Source organism: Streptococcus parasanguinis (genome assembly GCF_001073155.1).
GTDB classification, from domain to species: Bacteria; Bacillota; Bacilli; order Lactobacillales; family Streptococcaceae; genus Streptococcus; species Streptococcus parasanguinis_D.
This window is the reverse complement of the sequence record NZ_JVEE01000044.1, coordinates 19,704-42,551: the sequence shown is the minus strand read 5'-3', so window position 1 is coordinate 42,551 and position 22,848 is coordinate 19,704. Positions and strand designations below refer to the sequence as shown.

Sequence of the window (22,848 nt, the reverse complement as noted above, 5' to 3'; positions counted from 1 at the left end):
CTTCACTTCTCCCTCGAATTAATCCTTAAATTGTGATAGAATAAGGGTTACGAATGTTTTTGAATGGTCTGTTTTTTCTTAGAGTCAGGCCACTCAAAAGCGAGCAAAAGAATCAAGATCAAGGGAGAAACAATGTCCAACACCTTTGAAATTTTAATGGATCAGCTGGATATGCCGCTGGAGATGCGATCTTCCAGTGCCTTTTTGCATGCGGAGATTCAAGAAGTCGTGGTGCACAAGGTCAGTCGGGTCTGGGAGTTCCGCTTTGCTTTTGCGGAAGTCTTGCCCATTGCTTTGTTTAAGGAATTGCGCCAGCGCTTGAAGGACGAATTTTCAAAGACGGGAAACCAGGCGACCTTTACCATCCAAGTGGCCAATCAGGATTTTTCTACGGATTTATTGCAGGCCTACTACCATGAGGTCTTTGAGGAAGGACCTTGTGCTAGTCAAGGCTTTAAGGGACTCTACCAAGACTTGCAGGTGCGCGCAGAAGGGCAGGAATTGATCATCTCAGGGCCTTCTTCGGTTGATACGGAGCATTTTCGTAAGAACCATTTGCCCAATCTTGCTAAGCAGTTGGAAGCCTTTGGTTTTCCGCATTTCACCTGTCGAGTGGAGTCTGATGAGGAGTTGACAGAGCAAGAAGTGGCGCAATTTGAGCAGGAAAATGAAAAGATCTTCCAAGCAGCCAATGAAGAGACCTTGCGGGCTATGGAATCCTTGGCCCAGATGGCTCCGCCACCAGCGGTTGAAGAAAAGCCAGTTTTTGACTTCAAGGCTAAGAAGGTGGCAGCTAAACCTAAGCTAGACAAGGCCGAGATCACTCCGATGATCGAGATCACGACAGAAGAGAACCGGATTGTCTTTGAGGGTGTAGTCTTTGACGTGGAGCACAAGGTGACACGGACCGGTCGGGTCTTGATCAGCTTTAAGATGACCGACTATACCTCGAGTTTTTCCCTTCAGAAATGGGTCAAAAATGAGGAAGAAGCCCAGAAGTTTGACATGATCAAGAAGAACAGCTGGCTCCGGGTGCGGGGAAATATCGAAATGAACAATTTCACGCGCGACTTGACCATGAATGTCCAAGATATACAGGAAGTCGTGCACTACGCCCGCAAGGACCTGATGCCAGAAGGCGAGCGCCGGGTGGAATTCCACGCGCATACCAATATGTCGACGATGGATGCCCTGCCGGAAGTCGAAGAGCTGATCGCCAAGGCAGCTGAGTGGGGCCACAAGGCGGTGGCTATCACTGACCATGGCAATGTGCAGAGCTTCCCACATGGCTTTAAAGCAGCCAAGAAAGCTGGGATCCAGCTGATCTATGGGATGGAAGCCAATATCGTAGAGGACAAGGTGCCCATCACCTATAATGAGGTGGACCTGGACCTTAATGAAGTGACTTATGTGGTCTTTGACGTGGAAACGACGGGACTTTCAGCCATCTACAATGACTTGATCCAGGTCGCTGCCTCTAAGATGTACAAGGGCAATGTCATTGAGGAGTTTGACGAGTTTATCGATCCAGGCCATCCTTTGTCCGCCTTTACGACCCAATTGACAGGGATCACCAACGAGCATGTCCGGGGTGCTAAGCCCTTGGTGCAGGTCTTGAAGGAATTTCAAGCCTTCTGTGAGGGAACCGTTCTCGTTGCCCACAATGCTACCTTTGACGTGGGCTTCATGAATGCCAACTATGAGCGTCATGGTCTTCCCAAGATCACCCAGCCGGTCATCGATACCCTGGAATTTGCCCGTAACCTCTATCCAGATTTTAAACGGCATGGCTTGGGACCATTGACCAAGCGCTTTGGGGTAGGCTTGGAACACCACCACATGGCCAACTACGATGCGGAAGCGACGGGGCGCCTACTCTTTATCTTCATCAAAGATGTCGCTGAAAAGCACGGGGTGACCAATCTCAAGGATCTGAATATCGATCTGATCAATGAAAATTCCTATAAGAAGGCGCGGGTCAAGCATGCCACGATCTATGTCAAGAATCAGACCGGCCTTAAGAACATGTTTAAACTGGTTTCACTTTCTGGGACCAAGTATTTCGAAGGAGTCCCACGGATTCCAAAGACCGTGCTGGACGCCCACCGCGAGGGCTTGATCCTTGGATCGGCCTGCTCAGAAGGGGAAGTCTTTGATGCGGTCATGTCGCAAGGTGTGGATGCGGCAGTCGAAGTGGCTAAGTACTATGACTTTATCGAGGTTATGCCACCGGCTATCTACGCACCTCTCATTGCCAAGGAGCAGGTCAAGGACATGGACGAGCTCCAGACTATAATCAAGAGCTTGATCGAAGTGGGAGATCGCCTCGGCAAGCCTGTTCTTGCGACAGGAAATGTCCACTATCTGGAGCCGGAAGATGAGATCTATCGGGAGATCATTGTCCGTAGTCTCGGTCAGGGTGCTATGATCAACCGGACCATTGGGCACGGAGAAGATGCCCAGCCAGCGCCACTGCCAAAAGCGCATTTCAGAACCACCAATGAAATGCTGGATGAATTTGCCTTTTTGGGAGAAGATTTGGCGCGCAAGATTGTTATTGAAAACACCAATGCGCTTGCAGAGACCTTTGAGCCGGTCGAAGTGGTTAAGGGGGACCTCTATACGCCATTTATCGACAAGGCCGAAGAAACAGTTGCGGAATTGACCTATAAGCGAGCCTTTGAGATCTATGGTAATCCGCTCCCTGATATTGTCGATCTGCGAATTGAAAAAGAATTGACCTCTATCTTGGGGAATGGCTTTGCAGTGATTTATCTGGCATCGCAAATGCTGGTGCACCGTTCCAATGAGCGGGGCTACCTGGTTGGATCGCGTGGATCCGTTGGATCCAGCTTTGTGGCGACCATGATTGGGATCACCGAGGTCAATCCGCTCTCGCCTCACTATGTCTGCAGCCAGTGCCAGTATAGTGAATTCATCACAGACGGTTCTTATGGATCTGGTTTTGATATGCCGGACAAGGATTGTCCAAACTGTGGCCACAAGCTCAGCAAAAACGGGCAGGATATTCCTTTTGAAACCTTCCTCGGTTTCGATGGGGACAAGGTACCCGATATCGATTTGAACTTCTCTGGGGAAGACCAGCCGAGTGCCCACTTGGATGTCCGGGATATCTTTGGGGAAGAATATGCCTTCCGGGCAGGAACGGTAGGTACGGTCGCAGCTAAGACTGCCTACGGTTTTGTCAAGGGATACGAGCGTGATTTTGGCAAGTACTACCGAGATGCCGAGGTCGAGCGCTTAGCTCTTGGTGCAGCTGGGGTCAAACGGACGACCGGTCAGCACCCGGGGGGAATCGTTGTTATTCCAAATTATATGGATGTCTATGACTTTACTCCGGTCCAGTATCCGGCAGATGATGTGACAGCCGAATGGCAGACCACTCACTTTAACTTCCACGATATCGATGAGAACGTCCTCAAGCTCGATGTCCTGGGACATGATGATCCGACCATGATTCGTAAGCTTCAAGACTTGTCAGGTATTGATCCAAATGATATCCCTATGGATGATCCAGGGGTCATGGCCCTCTTTTCTGGGACGGAAGTGCTAGGGGTGACAGCCGAGCAGATCGGAACGCCGACAGGAATGTTGGGGATTCCAGAGTTTGGAACCAACTTTGTTCGGGGCATGGTCGAAGAGACCCATCCGACGACCTTCGCAGAGTTACTTCAGCTCTCTGGTCTGTCTCACGGTACCGACGTGTGGTTGGGAAATGCCCAAGACTTGATCAAGGCGGGCATTGCCGATCTATCGACCGTTATCGGGTGTCGGGACGACATCATGGTTTACCTCATGCACGCGGGTCTCAAGCCTAAGATGGCCTTTACCATCATGGAGCGCGTGCGGAAAGGGATGTGGCTCAAGATCTCAGAAGAAGAGCGCAACGGTTACATCCAAGCCATGAAGGAAAACAATGTCCCTGAATGGTACATCGAGTCCTGTGGGAAGATCAAGTACATGTTCCCTAAAGCCCATGCAGCGGCCTATGTTATGATGGCCCTTCGTGTGGCCTACTTTAAAGTGCATCATCCACTTTATTACTACTGTGCTTACTTCTCGATTCGGGCCAAGGCCTTTGACGTCAAGACCATGGGTGCAGGCCTTGAGGCCGTGAAAGCGCGGATGAAAGAAATCTCTGAGAAACGCAAGAACAACGAAGCTTCCAATGTAGAGATTGACCTCTACACCACCCTTGAGATTGTCAATGAGATGTGGGAGCGGGGCTTCAAGTTTGGCAAACTAGACCTCTATCGCAGTCAGGCGACAGAATTCTTGATCGATGGGGATACCCTGATTCCACCATTTGTTGCTATGGATGGTCTGGGAGAGAACGTCGCCAAGCAAATCGTGCGAGCGCGTGAAGAAGGAGAATTCCTCTCTAAGACCGAGCTCCGGAAGCGTGGCGGTGTTTCGTCCACCCTGGTTGAAAAGATGGATGAGATGGGTATTCTTGGCAATATGCCAGAGGATAACCAGTTGAGCCTCTTTGATGATTTGTTTTGATGGAGGGAATCCATTTACAAAAGTTGATCCAGTTTCATCTAATTAAGACTTAACAGTAAAACCAGTAGAGATGATTTTTATGATTTTCATTTCTGCTGGTTTTTAGATATGATAGAATATAAATAAGTTTTTATCCAGAGACTAAAACTTTAGGAAGTTATATATTGAAATTATCAAAAATGATCGCTATAAATTATTAATAATGATACTCTCAAACAAGAGTAGGCTTAACGGAAGTAGTGTTTGCTATACCTTAATAACTTTTCGATATGGAATGGAGATAAGTATGATTTTAGGTGAAACTTATAGGAAAATAAGAGAAGAAAAGGGAATTTCTATTTCTTCATTAGCAGGTGCTGAAATTTCAAAATCTCAAATATCTAGATTTGAATTAGGAGAAACAGAGATTTCTGTCTTTAAGTTATTGTATCTTCTTGAAAGAATAGGAGTGACACTAGAAGAATTTCTGCTTATCTGTAATCATTATCAACCTTCGGATTTTAATACCTTAATAGCTTCTGTTAAACAAGCTGCATATAATGAAGATGCTCAAGCATTACTAGATATGGTAGAGAAAGAAATAGAACTTTTTCATGGGACAAATTCTCATTACCATAAATTAAATGCTATTTTCATTGAAAGTATTGTTTCGGGAATGGATAAAAATCATCAATTGAGTCGTCAAGACGCCTCTTATCTTACAAATTATTTATTTTCTGTTGAAAACTGGGGTTATTATGAAACGCTTATCCTTGGAAATTGCTGTCGTGTTCTATCTCCAGATTTATTATTTAGATATGCCAAAGAGGCGCTCAAAAAAGGGAAGTTGTATGGTTCTATACCTAGAAATAGACAATCTCTCATTCAACTACTTCTCAATTCTTTGATTATAATGATTGAGAACGACTTATATGAGGAATCTTTATTTTTAAAACAGGCTACGAAGAATATACTAGCGGATTCCACAGATTTTTTTGAACAAACTATTTTGCTATATTTAGATGGATATTTGGAACTGAAATTCTATCATAATCAAAAATCACTTTTAAAAATCGAAGAAGCTTTAAAAATTTTTGATCTCTTCAATAAAACAATCTACAAAAATTACAAAGAATACTTTGAGAAACACATCATTCAATTAGTAGACTAGGCCATTTATCTATAGGGTAATAACGTGATCAAACTCTTCCAATATTTTTGGATTTTGATCATGAGTAATGACAATAACAATTGCATCTTTAATGGATAGAATGTAGTCCATCATTGCTTTGGCTTTTATTGGATCAAGGTTGCTTGTAGGTTCGTCAAAGATATATACAGAATATGGTTTGACTAAAAACCTAGCTAAATCAATTCGTTGCTTTTCTCCTTCTGAAATACTTTGGCCTGATTGAGATAGACTCTTATTAAGGAAGTCTTCATTAAATCCTAAGGCTTCTCTTAATTTTTCAGTTAAATAAAGATTTCTGGATAGTTTGATATTCTCTAGGACATTTCCTTCAATCAGAAAATCATTTTTTTGCACAAATGCAATATCTTTATATAACTCCTCTGAGGGAATATCAATATTCTGTTTTCCGTTGATTTTTATTTCCCCATCATAAAGATTTTTGGAATAATAGTTTAGTATTAATTTTACTAAAGTTGTTTTCCCAGCTCCTGAAGCACCTATAATTGCATAGCGCTTGCCTTTTTTAAATTCATAGGAAAAATGATCAAATAATATTTTATTTTCAATTTCATAATGTAATTGGCTAATAGAAATGGTCGAAATGTTATCACAATCAATTATCCTTGTTTTATGGAAAATTTCATGATTTGTCTCATATAAATTTTCTTGGATATTATCAATAATGGACTTGCTACTGCTGATTAAATTTTTATTGTAAAGAATAGATTGTAATGGAGCAAAAACACCGTTTAATAATTGAATACTTGCTACGAGTAATCCAATAGTCAGTAAGTTATTTCTTACAAAAAAGATACCAGCAACCATACAGGATAGTTGAGAGCCAAAACTTAGTAAAATTCCAGTAGTTGAAGCTAAGTCTTTTAAGAATTGATATGTTTTTTTGGACTCTTCAAATTCTAAACTGATTCCCTGAATTTTTTCTTGGGTCCAGCTTTGAATATTTAATAACTTAATTTGTTCAAAACCATTAATAAAGTTTGTCATTTTTGATAAATAGTGATTATTTTGTAGAGAATAATTATTTGTTGATTTAGTCATTAACTTTCCAGGAATTTGTGATAGAAAAATTGTTATACTCGACAATAAAAGAAAGACTAATGCTAATCGCCATTCTATATAAATAATAGCAACCACACTCATGATAAGGCTCCCTAAATTTGCAATTAGAGAGATTTTAGGGATTAATAAATTTTCTTGAATAAGGTCACTGTTTTTGGTGATATTATTTAAGAAATCTGAATGGTTACGGTTGTCAATTTGGTTAAATTCACGCGATAAATAATGTAATAAGAGACGCCTTTTTAGATCTAAAATAACTTTTTTTACATATTGGTTTTTAAGATAGGAATAGGAACAAGAAATCAAGAACCACAGTAAAATCGAACTTACACAAATAGTGATATGAAAGAGTAATCCACTATTTGAATTAGATATACTATCAAGTATTCTTCCTAATTGAAGAGAGAAGAATGTCATTAAAAGAGCACTTGTCAGACTTAATAAAATAAGCAAGAAATATAGTAATTTATATTGTTTCGTAATCTGCTTCATATTTTTCACCTCTTAATATATGATAGCAACATTATATTCTAAAACTAAAACTCAGGCTGAGATCTCCCATATTTGGGATACTAATTTTATTTCTTTACTATATTTTAGTTTACAGCTATCCATTGTATATCCGATGGATTTACAATAGCCTTCTTTTTTGATACAATAAAAGATAGAAAGAAGGTGAGAATATGTCAAAGACGAGCATGAGTATCCGTTTGGATAGTGAGGTTAAGGAGCAAGCCCAACTGGTGTTCAATCATTTAGGGATGGATATGACCACGGCTATCAACATTTTCCTTCGTCAGGCTATTCAATATCAGGGCTTACCTTTTGATGTTCGATTAGACGATCATGGGAAGTTGCTTCAAGTAGTAACGGATGTAGAGCAAAATCGGAATATGAGTCAACCCTTTGAATCAGTCTCAGACTTGATGGAGGACTTGCGTGCTTAAGATTCGTTATCATAAACAGTTTAAAAAAGATTTTAAGTTGGCAATGAAGCGAGGTTTGAAGGCAGACTTGTTAGAAGAAGTCTTAAATTTTCTGGTTCAAGAAAAAGAACTTCCTGTCAGATATCGTGATCATCAACTGACCAATTCCAAGCATTTCCAAGGTGTTCGAGAGTGTCATATCCAGCCGGATTGGCTTTTGGTTTACAAAGTAGATCAGGATGAATTGATTTTAAACTTGCTAAGGACAGGAAGTCACAGTGATTTGTTCTAGAAACAAAGGAGGAGAACATGAAGTTAGAAATTTTTGCAGAAGACAAACCAGCTGAAAAAGTCTTTGAGTACAAGCTAGAGGTGGCAGACAATGTGCTGCTCCTTTCCACCGCCATGCTCTCAGGAGCGATTGCTCTAGCCGGCTTATTTTCAGCCTTGAAAGATTAACGGACAGCCTCTATTTTCCTTTTGAAAATAGAGGTTTTTCAGTCCTTTCAGATCTTATAAGTGTTTTCTTTGGCACTGGATTGTGTTACAATTTTTAGTAACAAGTGTTTATAACAAGGGAACAGAAAAAATGAAACAGAGGAAAAGCGCGTGGCAAGATATTTAGTAGGGCCTTACAATAATAGTTGGAACTTTATGGATGCGGTTGAAAAAGCGCAGGATGGAGATACCATCGAGTTTGAAAATGGGTATGTGTTTCAATGGCCGACAGATGAGGTAATTGTGATCAACAAGAGCCTTCATTTTGTGGGGCATGTAGTTCCAAATCCAAATGGTAATGGGCGCATGTTTAACAACACGATTGAGGCTTCTTTCCGATTTGTAGAGGGAGCTCAGGTGACATTTGAAGATCTGTGGTTTAAAGTTGGTGGGAACCATACTGCCTTGACCTTATGGAATGAGTCAGCTATCACCTGTAAACAGGTCTATTTTGAAGCAACCACTCCGACAAATAGTGAATTTTTTATCTATATGGATACGCATTCGAAAATGACATTGGATGGAGTTGGGATGAAGGTTCCGGAAAAACACCAAAGTGTCATCGGAATGTCAGCATCGGAATTGTCCATTCAAAATTCAACGATTTTTTCTAAGATAGACCTATCAGAAGGCTCTAAATTGGCCTTAGAAAATGTCCATATTGAAAAATTTGGGAATAATACCATCCATGCCAAGGACTCAGAAGTGATCGCAAAAAATTCAACGATTACAGGCGGGGATCTGGAAAAGGATTTTCCACCAGTTTGGTTGAGAAATGTCATCTGGGAGTCTGAAAACTGTAAAATTGAGTTGCCTACCGGTACTGGGGTCTGTCTTGATAATAATGTTCAATTCAATTCTGATTCGGATCATATGACCTCCATCAATTCATACAATAGTATGATCCGAGCTCACCAAGCTACATTTTCAGAATTTTTATGCGCCTATGAAGAATCCTTTGCTTCCCTGACTGGAGAAACAACCTTCTTGAATGAGAATGCCCAAACCATTTCATTTGGCGTTTTTGATGATAGTGTGCTGATGGCTGAGCATATGATTTGTCATAAGATTGCGGATCCCAATATACGGCTTCAAGGTGGAGCCTTTGCTAAGGTGGGCACCGTGACCTATAGGCAGGGCGATGCGCGTGATCTGACCAAGGAAATCGAGGATGACTGTGATTATCTTGTCGGTAGAGAAGTGGCCAAGGGCAATGTGCAAGTCGTTCCTACGGGACAGGCGACGGATGCAACGGTGGCATCAACCCCTACAACGGGCTCTGGACCAGAGAAGAAACAAGATGCTCTTCAAGAACTCAATAGTCTGATTGGTCTTGAAAAAGTCAAACATGAGATCAAGAAAATGATCAACATGGTGGAATTTAACAAGAAACGAATCGCTAGTGGCAAGGCTCCTGAAAAACAAACCCTTCACGCTGCCTTTATGGGAAATCCTGGTACAGGGAAAACCACTGTGGCCCGTCTGTTGGGACAAGTGCTCTTTGATGCGGGTGTCCTCTCAGGGGAAGAATTTCGTTTCGTGGAAGCAACGGAGTCCGATTTGATCTCTTCGAATATTGGAGGAACAGCTGAACAGACCCAAGCCCTACTTGAAAAAGCGCGAGGAGGCATCCTATTTATTGATGAAGCCTATAGCTTGGATAAAAAGGACAGCGGTGCAGATTTTGGGATCGAGGCGATCAATACCATCCTCAAATTTATGGAGGACAATCGCGATGACATCATGATTATCTTTGCCGGCTATACCAAGGAAATGGAGGAGTTCTTAAAGACCAATCCAGGACTCCGTTCTCGGGTGCCAAATAATTTCATCTTTGAAGATTTTACAGGAGATGAGATTGTTCAGCTGGGCGAAATGATCCTAAGCAAAGGAGACTACAAGCTCGAAGACCGGGATTACTATGCGCGGCATGTTAAGCGGGCTTATGATGGCTCGCTAGATAAGAGCAATGGTCGCTGGATCCGCAACCTGGATGAGCAATTGACCAAGACCATGGCGGATCGGGTGGTAGCCCAAGGTTCTGACGATATTGAGACCATCCTCAATAGCGATATCGATGCTGTCCTTAACCAAGGTAAGTATCAAGCAGGAGCCGACAAGGAAGAAGATGGGATGGCTGCCCTCAACCGTTTGGTTGGAATTGCCAAGGTGAAAGAGCAAGTCGAACAATTCGTAGCCATGGCTGAGTTCAATCAAAAACGGGCTGAACAAGGTGGCATCGTCGAAGACACGACCTTGCACTCTCTCTTTCTTGGAAATCCCGGTACAGGGAAGACCACCGTGGCGCGCATTTTGGGCAATATCCTCTTCCAAAAAGGAGTTATCAAGCAGAAGAAATTCATCGAAGTATCGCGGAGCAATCTGGTTGGAGGCTACCAAGGTCAAACGGCTTTGAAGACGCGTGAAGTTTTGGAGAGTGCACTGGGTGGAGTCCTCTTTATCGATGAGGCCTACACGCTCTACACCGGTTTAAATGATGATTTTGGGAAAGAAGCCTTGGATGAAGTCCTCAAATTTATGGAGGACCACCGCCGCGATATCGTCATTATCTTTGCTGGTTACACGAAAGAGATGCACGACTTCTTGCAGGTCAATTCAGGTCTGCAAAGCCGGATCCCGACTACATTTGACTTTGAAGACTATAGTCCAGATGAGATCGTCGAGATCGGTCTGTTGGGATTGCGCAAGCAAGGCTACCAAGTCAATGAATCCCTTTACGGAGAGATCGTCAGAGAAAATTATATGCGTGCCAATGACCATAGTAATGGTCGCTGGGTCCGCAATCTCAATGAAAAACTCTTGCGCCAAGTATCGACGCGAGTAACTCGTGAAGGTAGTACGGATTACAATTCGATTTTGGATCAAGATTTGGAAGCCTTGAGGGAGAATGGCAATTCTGGGCATCCCCATACAGTAGATGATCAAGGTTATGTTCTTCCTTGATCGAGAAAGAAGAATCAGGATTCTGCAGGAGCGGAATCCTTTTTGCATGGACTTGTGGTATACTAAGAGAAGATCATTCACTTATGAAGGAGAAAAAAATGGTTTTACCAAATTTTAAAGAAAACCTCGAAAAATACGCTAAATTGTTGGTGGCGAATGGCATCAACGTGCAACCTGGCCATACCTTGGCTTTGAACATCGATGTGGAACAAAGAGAATTGGCCCACTTGATTGTGAAGGAAGCCTATGCCTTGGGTGCGCACGAAGTGATCATCCAATGGGCAGATGACTTCACTACCCGGGAAAAATTCCTCCATGCACCGATGGATCGTTTGGACAATGTGCCAGACTACAAGATTGCGGAGATGAACTACCTCTTGGAACACAAGGCTAGTCGCTTGGGTGTGCGCTCGTCTGATCCAGGTGCCTTAAATGGTGTCGATGCAGAGAAGCTTTCTGCTTCTGCTAAGGCTTTGGGCATGGCCATGAAACCAATGCGCATCGCCACTCAATCCAACAAGGTCAGCTGGACCGTTGCTGCTGCAGCTGGTATAGAGTGGGCGAAAAAGGTCTTCCCAAATGCGGCGAGCGATGAAGAAGCAGTGGATCTCCTGTGGGATCAAATCTTCAAGACTTGCCGAGTGTATGAGGAAGATCCAGTCAAGGCTTGGGAAGAGCATGCTGCTATTCTTAAGAGCAAGGCAGATACACTGAATAAGGAACAATTCTCAGCCCTTCATTACACAGCGCCTGGTACAGATTTGACTCTTGGCTTGCCGAAAAACCACGTCTGGGAATCTGCCGGAGCCATCAATGCCCAAGGTGAAAGCTTCTTGCCAAACATGCCGACAGAAGAGGTCTTCACAGCTCCTGACTTCCGCCGTGCAGAAGGCTATGTCACCTCTACAAAACCGCTTAGCTACAATGGAAACATCATCGAAGGCATCAAAGTGACCTTTGAAAATGGAGAAATCGTAGATATCACAGCAGAAAAAGGCGATCAAGTCATGAAAGATTTGGTCTTCAAAAACAAGGGAGCGCGTGCCTTGGGTGAATGTGCCCTCGTACCAGATCCAAGCCCAATTTCACAGTCAGGAATTACCTTCTTTAACACTCTCTTTGATGAAAATGCCTCTAACCACTTGGCCATCGGGGCAGCCTATGCAACCAGCGTAGAAGGTGGCGCAGAATTCACAGAAGAAGAACTCGAAGCAGCCGGCCTTAACCGCTCAGACGTCCACGTCGACTTCATGATCGGCTCAAGACAAATGAATATCGACGGTATCCGAGAAGACGGCACCCGCGTCCCAGTCTTCCGCAACGGAGATTGGGCAATATAGGGAGCAGGACAGAAATCGGTAGACGCAGTCTCGATTTCGTAGTCCTGCCCCCACACAGTTGATTAGACTGGACGAAGAACCGAAAGGTTCAAGTACCGTCAATCAACCACTGTGCTAAGAGACAGAAATCGGTAGACGAAGTCTCGTAAAAAAGTAAGGTAGTAGTGAATCATCACTACTACCTTACTTTTTTGTCATTTACGCTATTCTAAAATCAAAAGTCCTTCTTTGATTTCAAATGGATTGTTTGGATTGATGCGGTCATAGAACATGATGCCGTTGGTGTGGTCGATCTCATGTTGAACGACGATGGAGTTGTAACCTTTGAGTTTGATGCGTTTCTTTTCACCGTCTTTTGTGAAATACTCAACCGTCACGCGGGCATGGCGAACCACATAGCCTGGGACGTTGCGGTCAACAGAGAGACAGCCTTCCCCGTCGCCAAGCGCCGCATCTTGAACAGAATGAGCGACAACCTTTGGATTGTACATGACTTCTTGAAGGCTATAGGCTTCTTTTGGTGGGTTGCCATCGGCATCTTCTGGATTGGGAACCAAAACAGCGATGATTCGTTTAGAGATATCCAGCTGAGGGGCTGCGAGTCCAACTCCTCCACGGAGGCCAAGTTTTTCAGCCATAACAGGGTCTTGAGAATGGTGCAAAAATTGCATCATTTTTTCACCCAGGATAATTTCCTGATCAGACAAAGGGAAGGTCACATCTTCCGCAACAGCTCGAAGTGTTGGATTTCCTTCGCGGATAATGTCATCCATATCAATCAAATGGGATGCTCTTGTAATTTTTTCAATTGCTTTCATCGTTTTACTCTCACTTTCTTTCTATCCTCCATGATAACACAAAAGAGCCTAAAATTAAAGTTATCTGTCGACGGTTTCCGCATGTTTGATGGACAAATCACTCATCCTTTTTGCGTCTAAAATCGTATAGACTCGCCCTTCTCTTTGGACTAAGCCCTCTTCAATCATCTGCTTGATGACACGGCTAAGGTGGCGGTAGCTGATCCCAAAACGCAGGGCCAGCTGATTCATCTTGGGCTTGAGGGTCCCATTTTCATCGCAATGCTCCAGAAAATGCGTAGCGAGGCGTTCCTTGACCGAATAATGAAAGTTAGCAGGAGCCAAATAGTTGATCTGGTGCAATTTCTCAGCCAAGGTCTTGGCCGTAGAGCGCAAAAAGGTTGGATCAAGCAGGAGGCGCTTCTTAAAGTGCTGGGCTGGGAGCTGGACGACTAGTGAGTCTTGGTCTGCAATGACCGATGTGATACAGACCCGATCGAGCAGGAGCTCAATTTCTCCTAAGAGTCCAGGTTTTTCTTGAATTTCAAGGATGGTGTCGCTGCCATTTTCAAGACTGTGGACGATCTTGAGCCGGCCTTTGAGAAAATAAGGAATGACATCTTGCTCAGAACCTTGGCGGCAGATATACTCTCCAGCCTGATAGAGGACAAGGTCCAGCTGGCTAAGACAGTCGCCTGGAAAGATCTGGTCCAATTGGTAGTCTGTGATGATTTCCTTGAGTCTTGTAGATGGGGAAATTTTTTTCATCTCAATCTCCTAAAATAGGACAAATGTCCTGTTTTTCTATTTCTAAATTGATTATACTAGGATTCTATTGAAAATACTAGTTTGAATTTTTTCTGAAAAAACTAGTAAAATCAAAATGTTACCAGTAAAGTGTAGGAAATAAACAATGAAAAAAACAATGGAAAGAATCAGTCTCTTGAGTTTGTCGCTCATGCTGATCTCATCCTTTTCAATTACAGCCGGTTTGCCGGCAATGAAGGCTTATTTTAGCCACTTCGGATATTCAGCAAGTCAGGTAGAACTCTTGGTTTCCCTGCCAGCCTTTGCGGTCGTGGCCATGCTCTTTTTAAATAGCGTGATCGAGCGGTGGATGAGTGAGCGCCAGATGATTGTCGCAGGGCTCTTGCTCTTTTCAACTAGCGGGCTCTTGCCTTTGGTCGTACAGGACTATCCTCTCATCTTTTTGAGTCGTTTGCTCTTTGGTTTGGGGACAGGAATGATCAATGCCAAGGCTATTTCGATTATCAGTGAGCGCTACTCGGGCAATGACAAGACCCGGATGCTGGGCTATCGGGGCTCTGCTGAAGTGGTGGGCTCTGCCATCTTGACCTTTATCGTGGGGCAACTCTTGCCTCTAGGATGGCCAGCGATCTTTGCCATATACGGTGGTGGTTACTTGATTTTACTCCTCTATCTCCTTTTTGTCCCTTATCCTAAGGAGAAAAAACAGGCTAACTTGAAGGAGAAAAAGAAAGGTTCCGCACGCCTTCGCTCTCCTCAATGGCGTTTTAGTCTGATGTTAGCCGTGATTGCTGGTATCATCATTTGTTTCAATTCTATTATCAGCCTGCGCGTGCCGGATATCATCGTTGATGCTCGTATGGGAACGGCGACAACAGCTGGAACCGTCTTGAGTCTGATGCAATTGACAGGGATTGTAGCAGGAGTGGGCTTTGCTAGTTTGACACATGTTTTCAAAAAGAACTTGCTCATGATCATGTGCTTTGGTTTTGGACTAGCTCTGGCCTTGATTGGCTTGTCCGGACAGCTGTGGAGCCTGGTTTTAGGAACCCTTTTAGCAGGATTTACCTACAGTACGGGAGTCACCAGTATCTTCTATCACCTATCTGAAAAAATCCCGACCAATCTCCTAAACCTTGCGACCTCGCTGGTCTTGATTGGCTGCAATCTCGGATCAGCCCTCTCTTCTTTCTTCATCCAGTTGGTGACGCCACTAGCTCCCTCCAATCACCTGCTCTTTGTCTGGATTGGCGCTTTGATGGTCCTAACAGGAGTTTTCGCTTCACAATTGCTAGCACGAACGAAATGATGGAGAAATCATTTCGTTTTTTTAATTCAATCTATTGCGTCCTGTCACTAGCTCGTGTTATTATAGGAGAAGTGTGAAAAAAAGATTAGTTTAAAGGATAGAATAATGAAAAAAATCATGGAGAAAGTGAGTATTCTCGCGCTTTCATTTATTTTGACGACCTCGTTTTCGATTTCGAGTGCGCAGTCGGCCATGTTTGCCTATTACAAGGGAATTCCTCACAGCATGATTGAGCTCTTGGTCTCGCTTCCTTCTGCTGGGATCATGGTTTCACTCATCTTCAATAAATGGATTGGACGTCTATTTTCAGAGCGTCAGATGATTGTGACAGGCTTAGTTGCTTACGCTCTATGTGGCTTTATTCCCTTAATCAGTCCAGCCTATCCGGTTGTCTTTTTGTCTCGGATTATTTTCGGGATGGCAGTTGGTTTGCTCAATGTTTCTGCCATTGCCATTATCAGTGAGCGCTATAAAGGAAAAGAACGCGTCCAAACTCTTGGTATTCGTGGTTCTGCAGAGGTTGTTGGGACGGCCGTTTTAACCTTTGGAGTCAGCCTTTTGATTCGCTTTGGCTGGCAGGCGGCCTTTCTCGTATACGGTATCAGTATTCCTATCTTACTTTTGTATCTCTTATTTGTGCCCTATGGATCTACGACGGAAGCAGTGGAGGAAAAACACCGGGATGTCAAGATGACGGGGGGACAATGGCGGACTGCACTCGGCTTAGCAGTCGTTGCGGCAGCTATCGTCTTGTCCAATGTCATGATCACTGTTCGGATTCCAAGTGTGGTAGAACAAGTTGGACATGGCACTGCCCAAACTGCGGGGGTTATTTTAGCAGCCATGCAATTTGTTGGGATCTTGGCAGGTTTGGCCTTCTCGCCCTTGACCTATCTATTCCGTGATCGTTTATTATTGGTTTCGGGAGTAGCTTATGGTGTGGCCCAAATGTTGATCGGGGTCTCTCCAAATCTCTTGATTCTTGCCCTTGTAACCATTGCTTCTGGCTTCGCCTACAGTGTAGCTTTGACAACAGTTTACAATGTCTTATCTGATAAGATGCCAGCAGGGGTCTTGAGCCAGGCAACGTCCATTGCGGTTTTGGGATGTAGTACAGGTTCGATCGCAACGACCTTTGTCCTTAGTCTATTAGGGACGATCTCATCAGCTCCAGTCTTCATTTTTGGATTTTCTGGTATCCTCATGATCCTGGTTTCCTTTTTTGGCCTTTGGATTGTGCGAAAGAGCGGGAAGAAATCATGCGCTTAGATAAATTTTTAGTAGATTGTGGCGTGGGGAGCAGGACCGAGGTCAAGCAACTCCTCAAGCAAATGAAAATTGCAGTAAATGGAAAAAAAGAGACAGCAGGAAAGTTGCAGATTGATCCAGACAAGGATCAGGTGACCTTTATGGGAGAAGACCTGGTCCATGAAACCTTCGTGTATTATCTGCTCAATAAACCAGCTGGAGTCATCTCAGCGACTGAAGATGACCACCACCAAACTGTGCTAGATCTATTGGATGAGACAGCCCGTCACAAGGAAGTCTTTCCTGTCGGGCGCCTGGATATCGATACCCATGGCTTGCTGCTTTTGACCAATAATGGCAAGCTCGCTCATGCCATGCTTTCGCCAAAGAAGCATGTGTCGAAGATCTACCGTGCCCAGGTGGTTAGGATCATGGATGAGGCAGATGTGGCCCGTTTTGAAGCAGGTATTGCCCTCAAAGACTTCACGACTTTGCCTGCGAGATTGCAGATCTTAGAGGTGGATGAGGCAAGCGCCAGTTCCTATGTCGAAATTGAAATTGCAGAAGGAAAATTCCATCAGGTCAAGCGCATGGTCGCTGCCTGTGGCAAGGAAGTAGTGGATTTAGAGCGAATTTCTATGGGCCCTCTAAGGCTAGATCCAAATTTAGAGCTTGGGGACTGGAGACGGCTGAATGAGTCTGAATTGAAATCTATCAGTATATTTGGGATCAAACTTTAAGTTAGTACAATGTTAAAGTTAAAAATTGGATAATTACAATATATAAGGAGTTTGTAGTGAATTACTTTAATAATTTATTTATAGTTTTAATGCCAGTTATTGTTGGTGCATTGATTTCAATTGTTCCTAATATGATAAATAAGAAAATTGAAAATAAAAATAAGTTAAAAGAAGACAATAGAAATATTAAGTTACAAAACTATGTAGAATTAATAGATCTATTAACAATAGTGTTGAAGAATCCAGGAGTTAATTTTGAACAAATTATTTCTAAAATAAATATAGTAAACATGATTGGCAGTGTGGAAGTAGTTTATACGTTAAATGAATATATTCAAACATGGGGAGGTTGCACTTCACAAGAGGATCAAAATACTAAATATTTTCAATTACTCATTGCGATGAGGAAAGATATTGGTATTGACGAAGGGGATCTGTCTAAGCTTTCTACAATAGGGTTACTTGATATCCAACGAGTGAGTTGATATTATGGAGATGTTTTTTCTTGCTTAAGTTTATGTACAAACTAACTTTTAAAATCATCAAGCTACTGTATTTTCTATTTGTTTGACAAACGGGATCAATCCTGATAGAATAAGAAGGTCGAATAGACAACTAACTCTTTCTTGGTAGCAGGATATGCCAAACCTGCCACTCGGATAGAGCATAAAGAAAAGGAGCTTATCATGGCAATCTCAAAAGAGAAAAAAAATGAAATCATTGCACAATACGCACGTCACGAAGGTGACACTGGTTCAGTAGAAGTACAAGTTGCTGTCCTTACTTGGGAAATCAACCACTTGAACGAACACATCAAACAACACAAAAAAGACCACGCTACTTACCGTGGTTTGATGAAGAAAATCGGTCGCCGTCGTAACTTGTTGGCTTACCTTCGTACAAACGACGTTAACCGTTACCGTGAGTTGATCAACTCTCTTGGACTTCGTCGTTAATCTTGCGTCTAAAACGTTTCTATACTTCGTTGACTTCGCCTCGATGTACCATCAGTACAATCTTCGGCTCGGCGCCTTGTCTAGAAACGTTTTATCCAGCAAGAATGGAGCCTTCTGAATTCAGAGGGCTTTTTTATTGAGGTTTTATCGGCCACAATTTTGGAGACTACAAAAATCTCAAATGGTAGCAGTCTGCAAGCCCCCTTGGAGAGCCCACACTTTACGAAGTAAAGTATAGTGGGTTATACTTTACATGGAAGTAGTCACCGAATTCCAGTTAGAAATTACTTTGTAACTACGTTTTGAGGAGGAGTAAAATGCTTTCCTACGTTCGACATTACCCACTAGCGATAGCTAAATTAATGTGTCTGTGCTTCCCTAAAATCTGCTGATTTATTACTGACTAATACAGGAGTTTTTTTATGGGACAGACAATCATATCTGCTATTGGTGTTTATATTTCCACCAGTATCGATTATTTAATTATTTTAATTATTTTATTTGCACAGCTATCACAGAATAAACAGAAATGGCATATTTATGCAGGGCAATATCTAGGTACAGGCTTACTTGTAGGGGCGAGTTTAGTTGCTGCTTATGTCGTCAATTTCGTGCCTGAAGAATGGATGGTTGGATTGCTTGGTTTAATCCCTATCTATTTAGGGATTCGCTTTGCAATTGTTGGAGAAGGTGAGGAAGAAGAGGAAGAAATTATTGAAAGATTTGAACAAAGCAAGTCAAATCAACTGTTTTGGACAGTTACATTACTGACAATTGCGTCTGGCGGAGATAATTTAGGTATCTATATACCTTATTTTGCTTCGTTAGATTGGTCACAGACACTCGTGGCGTTGCTTGTGTTTGCAATCGGCATAATTATCTTTTGCGAGCTTAGTCGTGTGCTATCCTCTATGCCGTTAATATCCGAGACAATTGAAAAATATGAGCGAATCGTTGTGCCCTTAGTATTCATTCTACTTGGACTATACATCATGTATGAAAATGGCACGATAGAGCCTACAATCTTCGGTTCGTCGCCTTTTCTAGAACGATTTTATCCAGTATAATCTTCAGCTACGGTTCCTAGCATCGTAAGGTAAAATAGACCAGATCGATCTCCCTTCGGGGAGATTTTTTGTTTTATTGTCTTTTCTTTATCGCACAAGATCCATCATTCTGAGGAAGTCGTTTTGTTTGACAGATGTAACGAACGGAGTTACAATGGATACATCTTAAGAAATAGAGGTTACCGATATGATTGAAATTACATATCTAGATGGTGCAAAACATGAAAGAGTCATGCATTTTGATTCCTATGAAGAGTTTGAACGATCCCAACAGACCTGCTTGATTGGTGTAGCGGATTACTATCCCGTACAAAAATTGACCTATAATGGGCACGAACTCGATTACCAAGGCACTTACGGAGATGTCTTCTTCTATTTGATGAAGCAAGACCTCGATCAATACAAAAACTAAAGGAGAAAAACAATGGTAAAAGCAATTACAGATGCAACATTTGAAGCAGAAACTAAAGAAGGATTAGTCTTGGTAGACTTTTGGGCAACCTGGTGTGGCCCATGTCGCATGCAAGCTCCTATCTTAGAAAAATTATCGGAAGAACTTTCGGAAGATGAGTTAAAAATCCTGAAAATGGATGTGGATGAAAATCCTGAAACAGCGCGTGATTTCGGCATTATGTCCATCCCAACCTTGCTCTTTAAAAAAGATGGACAGGTTGTCAAACAAGTTGCAGGGGTACACACTGCAGCGCAAATTAAGGCAATTATTGCTGAGTTGAATTAAGTTAAAAAGGAAAAAGCTAAAGAAAATGATTCTTTAGCTTTTTTGTTATTCCTTGTTTGAATGATGTTTTCCAGCTCTAATTGCTTCAGCTTCACTCATTGTGATAACTTTGTCCTTACGAGTATTTGATGGCATATTATTAATATTGTACCAATAGGCAGGTGATTTTCCATATTGTGCAACATAGACGATACGTTGTTCCTGGGCAGCAGCTTGTTGAGCGGCAGCAGCTTGTTGTGCTTCTACTTTAGCTTTTTCATTAATTGCATTTTGTACACGTCCAATGCGTTCAGTTAACGTAGATTTTACTGTTGGATCAACAACTTGATCGACAGCTGCTTGTGCCGGGGCAACGTTATCTTGAATTTGATTATTTTCTAGTTGTTGTACATAAGATTCAGCTTGCTCCGCAAGTTGTTTTGCTTCAGCCTCTTTCTTTTCACGTTCTTCTTTTTCTTTTCGATCCTGTTCCTCTTTCGCCTTTTTCTCGCGTTCTTCTTGTTCTTTTCGTTCTTGCTCCTCCTTTGCTTTTTTCTCTTTTTCTGCTTTCTCCTGTTCGTCGCGTTCTTTTTTTGCTTTTTCTTCTTTTTGAACGAAGCCTACCTGTTTTTCAGTTTCTTTCTGAGAAGCTTCATTTTGATTTGAGCAAGCTCCAAATAATAACGCAATTAAGATTGTTAAAATCAACCGTTTTTTCATAATGTTACTCCCTTCGGATATTTATCCAAGAATAATCATACCAAAATATAAGAGCGCTTTTAATTACTAACTGGTAATATTTAAATAAAAAATCAGACTTAGAATAAACTAAGTCTGAAAATTGTACTTATTCTCCCAATTCTGCACTGTAAGCAATGATTTGATCCACTGTGTCTGAAAGGAATTGGATAGTATCCCGAAGTGGTTTGTCGGTTGAGATATCTGCTCCGATAATCATAGCAGACTCAAGTGGGGTCTTGCTACCACCTGATTTGAGAAGGTCCAGCCAATCTTTGGCTCCGTTTTCGGAGTTCTTCAAGTGCAGGTAACCCGCTGTTGAGATAACCAGGCCAGCTGAGTAGGTGTAGCTGTATAGTCCCATGTAGTAGTGGCTTTGGCGCATCCATGTTAGAGCTGCATCGTCATCGATTTCAACAGCATCTCCCCAAAATTCGGTCAAGACTTCCTTCATGATGCTATTGAGCTTGCTAGCGCCGAAGGTACCACCTTCTTCGATCAGGGTGTAGACCTTGCGTTGGAAGGCTGCTTCTAGCAAGTGGGTGATGAAGTTGTGGAAGTAGGTGTCTGTCAAGCGGTGAGCTAGGGCAAAGCGTTTTTGACGAGGATCGTCAAACTGGTGTTCCAAGTAGTCGCTGAGGAGGAGCTCGTTAAAGGTAGAAGGAGCTTCCACATAGTAGGTCGACATGTGGGCGTTGAAGTAGCTTTGGTTGTTGTCTGAGAAGATGAATTGACCAGAGTGTCCAATCTCATGGATCAGGGTATAAACATCGCTCATCCGACCTGTCCAACTCATGAGGACATAAGGATGGACACGGTAAGGATCGGCTGCATAACCACCGGAATCCTTGCCTTCATTAGCAGCAAAGTCGACCCAACGTTCGGTTTGGTAGCGGGCAATTTCGCGAGAATATTCTTCCCCAAGAGGTGCCACCGATTTCATGACCAAGTCATAAGCGTCATCAATGGTAACATCAGGGTTGAGCGCGCTGTCCAAATCCAACTTCCAATCAGCAAAGGTCATTTTCTCAAGGCCGTTGACCTTGGCCACGTGTTTGAGGAATTTTTGAGCGACTGGAGCGAAGTCCTTCATGATCAGGTCAATCTGACGGTCAAACATGGCACGATCCACTTCCTGCTCAGCCAAGAGATAGTCAAAGACAGAGTCGTAACCTCGCATATCGGCGATTAGTTTTTCAGACTTAACTTGGGCTAGATAGGTAGCAGCAGCCGTGTTTTGGTGCTTGCGGAGGCCTTCTGAGAAAGAACGAAAGGCTTTTTCACGGATTTCCGCATTCTCATGGTTTTGGTAGAAGTTTTCATAGGTGACAAAGCTATTCTTGTAAACTTTTCCATCGACTTCAAAATCAGCCATTTCAAAGTCACCTGCCCGCATCTTGGTATAGATGTCTTGCGGTCCGTAGAAGACTTCACCCAGGTTGGTCAGAGTTTTTTCTACATCAGCTCCCAAGTAGTGAGCTTTTTTGATTTTAGCCTGACGAATGGCAAAAGTGAGGTGAGGGAGTTGTCCCAGGCGTTCAAGGACTTCTTCATCCGCTTCGACCAAAGCATCATCAAAGAAGGAAAGTTCAACGCTGGCCCAAGTTTCGAAATCCATCCCTGCTTGGGCAATTTCCGCAAAAGCTTCATCGCCAAAGTCCGTCGTTTGGGGCATAAAGCTGTAGTTGCCAATGTGGCTGAGTTGGATTTGAATTTGTTCAAAGACCGCAAAGGCAGCTTCAAAGTCTTCAAAGGTTTGGAGCTTGCCCTTGTAGTTACGGACAAACTCATTGATTTCCTCGCGCGTTTTTTCAATGGCGCGCAAGAAGTCTTCCTGGTCTTGGTAGAGGGCTGTGAGGTCCCAGAGTTCCTTCTCAGGAAATTCAGAACGTTTTTTTAATTCCATAGTATTCTCCTTTTGATCAAATAACTATACTAAGTATAGCAGAAAAAAGGGCAGAAACATAGAGGAAGAGGGGAAAATGCTTGTGTAAAAATCTT

Annotated in this window: 20 protein-coding genes; 15 read left to right on the top strand and 5 right to left on the bottom strand. The window is 42.9% G+C overall.

All coding sequences use genetic code 11. The features are described 5' to 3' along the window. The first annotated feature begins 132 nt into the window (after positions 1-132). Positions 133-4,527: a PolC-type DNA polymerase III gene (locus ADH92_RS07900; protein ID WP_049498050.1), complete on the top strand. Its 4,395-nt coding sequence runs from the start codon at positions 133-135 to the stop codon at positions 4,525-4,527. 286 nt (positions 4,528-4,813) lie between these two features. Next, positions 4,814-5,677, top strand: a complete 864-nt coding sequence (locus tag ADH92_RS07895) for a helix-turn-helix domain-containing protein (RefSeq protein WP_049498049.1) — start codon at positions 4,814-4,816, stop codon at positions 5,675-5,677. A 9-nt stretch (positions 5,678-5,686) separates the two neighbouring features. Here the strand turns inward: ADH92_RS07895 and ADH92_RS07890 are convergent, their stop codons facing one another. Further along, complete coding sequence (locus ADH92_RS07890; RefSeq protein WP_049498048.1) at positions 5,687-7,270, bottom strand: ATP-binding cassette domain-containing protein; 1,584 nt, start codon at positions 7,268-7,270, stop codon at positions 5,687-5,689. A gap of 191 nt (positions 7,271-7,461) precedes the next feature. On the opposite strand from ADH92_RS07890, the gene ADH92_RS07885 reads away from it, so the two are divergent. From ADH92_RS07885 to ADH92_RS07865, 5 genes are all read left to right on the top strand, one after another. Further along, on the top strand, positions 7,462-7,725 hold the full coding sequence (locus tag ADH92_RS07885; RefSeq protein ID WP_009732165.1) for a type II toxin-antitoxin system RelB/DinJ family antitoxin: 264 nt from the start codon (positions 7,462-7,464) through the stop codon (positions 7,723-7,725). Then, on the top strand, positions 7,718-7,996 hold the full coding sequence (locus ADH92_RS07880) for a type II toxin-antitoxin system YafQ family toxin (RefSeq protein WP_049485803.1): 279 nt from the start codon (positions 7,718-7,720) through the stop codon (positions 7,994-7,996). Before ADH92_RS07885 ends, ADH92_RS07880 begins: the two co-directional genes overlap by 8 nt. A 17-nt stretch (positions 7,997-8,013) precedes the next feature. Continuing rightward, positions 8,014-8,163 (top strand): hypothetical protein, encoded by a 150-nt coding sequence (locus tag ADH92_RS11075; protein WP_003004689.1) that lies wholly within the window; start codon positions 8,014-8,016, stop codon positions 8,161-8,163. A gap of 150 nt (positions 8,164-8,313) precedes the next feature. Continuing rightward, positions 8,314-11,166: an AAA family ATPase gene (locus tag ADH92_RS07870; protein ID WP_049498047.1), complete on the top strand. Its 2,853-nt coding sequence runs from the start codon at positions 8,314-8,316 to the stop codon at positions 11,164-11,166. Between the two features lie 98 nt (positions 11,167-11,264). Beyond that, positions 11,265-12,506: an aminopeptidase gene (locus ADH92_RS07865; RefSeq protein ID WP_049498046.1), complete on the top strand. Its 1,242-nt coding sequence runs from the start codon at positions 11,265-11,267 to the stop codon at positions 12,504-12,506. A gap of 203 nt (positions 12,507-12,709) precedes the next feature. On the opposite strand, the gene def is transcribed toward ADH92_RS07865, so the two are convergent. Next, complete coding sequence (def, locus tag ADH92_RS07860) at positions 12,710-13,324, bottom strand: peptide deformylase (RefSeq protein ID WP_031576207.1); 615 nt, start codon at positions 13,322-13,324, stop codon at positions 12,710-12,712. Between the two features lie 60 nt (positions 13,325-13,384). Next, positions 13,385-14,071, bottom strand: coding sequence for a cyclic nucleotide-binding domain-containing protein (locus ADH92_RS07855; protein WP_049498045.1), 687 nt, complete (start codon positions 14,069-14,071; stop codon positions 13,385-13,387). Positions 14,072-14,216: 145 nt separating this feature from the next. Between ADH92_RS07855 and ADH92_RS07850 the strand changes: the two genes are divergently transcribed. The 8 genes from ADH92_RS07850 (at position 14,217) to trxA (ending at position 20,130) form a co-directional block, all read left to right on the top strand. Further along, positions 14,217-15,380: an MFS transporter gene (locus ADH92_RS07850; RefSeq protein WP_049498044.1), complete on the top strand. Its 1,164-nt coding sequence runs from the start codon at positions 14,217-14,219 to the stop codon at positions 15,378-15,380. Positions 15,381-15,485: 105 nt separating this feature from the next. Then, complete coding sequence (locus ADH92_RS07845) at positions 15,486-16,649, top strand: MFS transporter (protein WP_049498043.1); 1,164 nt, start codon at positions 15,486-15,488, stop codon at positions 16,647-16,649. After that, on the top strand, positions 16,640-17,368 hold the full coding sequence (locus tag ADH92_RS07840; protein WP_049498042.1) for a pseudouridine synthase: 729 nt from the start codon (positions 16,640-16,642) through the stop codon (positions 17,366-17,368). Before ADH92_RS07845 ends, ADH92_RS07840 begins: the two co-directional genes overlap by 10 nt. A 56-nt stretch (positions 17,369-17,424) precedes the next feature. Beyond that, a complete protein-coding gene (locus tag ADH92_RS07835; RefSeq protein WP_031576193.1) occupies positions 17,425-17,853 on the top strand; it encodes a hypothetical protein in 429 nt (142 codons plus the stop codon). Between the two features lie 201 nt (positions 17,854-18,054). Then, a complete protein-coding gene (gene rpsO, locus ADH92_RS07830; RefSeq protein WP_003004251.1) occupies positions 18,055-18,324 on the top strand; it encodes a 30S ribosomal protein S15 in 270 nt (89 codons plus the stop codon). A gap of 422 nt (positions 18,325-18,746) precedes the next feature. After that, positions 18,747-19,391: a CadD family cadmium resistance transporter gene (locus ADH92_RS07825; RefSeq protein ID WP_049498041.1), complete on the top strand. Its 645-nt coding sequence runs from the start codon at positions 18,747-18,749 to the stop codon at positions 19,389-19,391. A gap of 187 nt (positions 19,392-19,578) precedes the next feature. After that, a complete protein-coding gene (locus tag ADH92_RS07820; protein WP_049498040.1) occupies positions 19,579-19,803 on the top strand; it encodes a DUF4649 family protein in 225 nt (74 codons plus the stop codon). A 12-nt stretch (positions 19,804-19,815) separates the two neighbouring features. Then, on the top strand, positions 19,816-20,130 hold the full coding sequence (trxA, locus tag ADH92_RS07815) for a thioredoxin (protein WP_049498039.1): 315 nt from the start codon (positions 19,816-19,818) through the stop codon (positions 20,128-20,130). Positions 20,131-20,175: 45 nt separating this feature from the next. Here the strand turns inward: trxA and ADH92_RS07810 are convergent, their stop codons facing one another. Both ADH92_RS07810 and pepF read right to left on the bottom strand, forming a co-directional pair. Beyond that, complete coding sequence (locus tag ADH92_RS07810; RefSeq protein WP_049498038.1) at positions 20,176-20,829, bottom strand: hypothetical protein; 654 nt, start codon at positions 20,827-20,829, stop codon at positions 20,176-20,178. Positions 20,830-20,956: 127 nt separating this feature from the next. Beyond that, entirely contained in the window at positions 20,957-22,753 is a 1,797-nt protein-coding gene (gene pepF / locus ADH92_RS07805; RefSeq protein ID WP_049498037.1) for an oligoendopeptidase F, read from the bottom strand. Positions 22,754-22,848: the final 95 nt, after the last annotated feature.

Excerpts from the sequence above, each read along its gene's own strand:
- ADH92_RS07855 (WP_049498045.1), bottom strand. The coding sequence starts at position 14,071 with ATGAAAAAAATTTCCCCATCTACAAGACTCAAGGAAATCATCACAGAC.
- trxA (WP_049498039.1), top strand. The coding sequence starts at position 19,816 with ATGGTAAAAGCAATTACAGATGCAACATTTGAAGCAGAAACTAAAGAA.
- pepF (WP_049498037.1), bottom strand. The coding sequence starts at position 22,753 with ATGGAATTAAAAAAACGTTCTGAATTTCCTGAGAAGGAACTCTGGGAC.
- ADH92_RS07820 (WP_049498040.1), top strand. The coding sequence starts at position 19,579 with ATGATTGAAATTACATATCTAGATGGTGCAAAACATGAAAGAGTCATG.
- ADH92_RS07885 (WP_009732165.1), top strand. The coding sequence starts at position 7,462 with ATGTCAAAGACGAGCATGAGTATCCGTTTGGATAGTGAGGTTAAGGAG.
- ADH92_RS07850 (WP_049498044.1), top strand. The coding sequence starts at position 14,217 with ATGAAAAAAACAATGGAAAGAATCAGTCTCTTGAGTTTGTCGCTCATG.
- ADH92_RS07865 (WP_049498046.1), top strand. The coding sequence starts at position 11,265 with ATGGTTTTACCAAATTTTAAAGAAAACCTCGAAAAATACGCTAAATTG.
- ADH92_RS07900 (WP_049498050.1), top strand. The coding sequence starts at position 133 with ATGTCCAACACCTTTGAAATTTTAATGGATCAGCTGGATATGCCGCTG.
- ADH92_RS07845 (WP_049498043.1), top strand. The coding sequence starts at position 15,486 with ATGAAAAAAATCATGGAGAAAGTGAGTATTCTCGCGCTTTCATTTATT.
- ADH92_RS11075 (WP_003004689.1), top strand. The coding sequence starts at position 8,014 with ATGAAGTTAGAAATTTTTGCAGAAGACAAACCAGCTGAAAAAGTCTTT.
- ADH92_RS07840 (WP_049498042.1), top strand. The coding sequence starts at position 16,640 with ATGCGCTTAGATAAATTTTTAGTAGATTGTGGCGTGGGGAGCAGGACC.
- ADH92_RS07890 (WP_049498048.1), bottom strand. The coding sequence starts at position 7,270 with ATGAAGCAGATTACGAAACAATATAAATTACTATATTTCTTGCTTATT.
- ADH92_RS07895 (WP_049498049.1), top strand. The coding sequence starts at position 4,814 with ATGATTTTAGGTGAAACTTATAGGAAAATAAGAGAAGAAAAGGGAATT.
- rpsO (WP_003004251.1), top strand. The coding sequence starts at position 18,055 with ATGGCAATCTCAAAAGAGAAAAAAAATGAAATCATTGCACAATACGCA.
- ADH92_RS07825 (WP_049498041.1), top strand. The coding sequence starts at position 18,747 with ATGGGACAGACAATCATATCTGCTATTGGTGTTTATATTTCCACCAGT.
- def (WP_031576207.1), bottom strand. The coding sequence starts at position 13,324 with ATGAAAGCAATTGAAAAAATTACAAGAGCATCCCATTTGATTGATATG.
- ADH92_RS07810 (WP_049498038.1), bottom strand. The coding sequence starts at position 20,829 with ATGAAAAAACGGTTGATTTTAACAATCTTAATTGCGTTATTATTTGGA.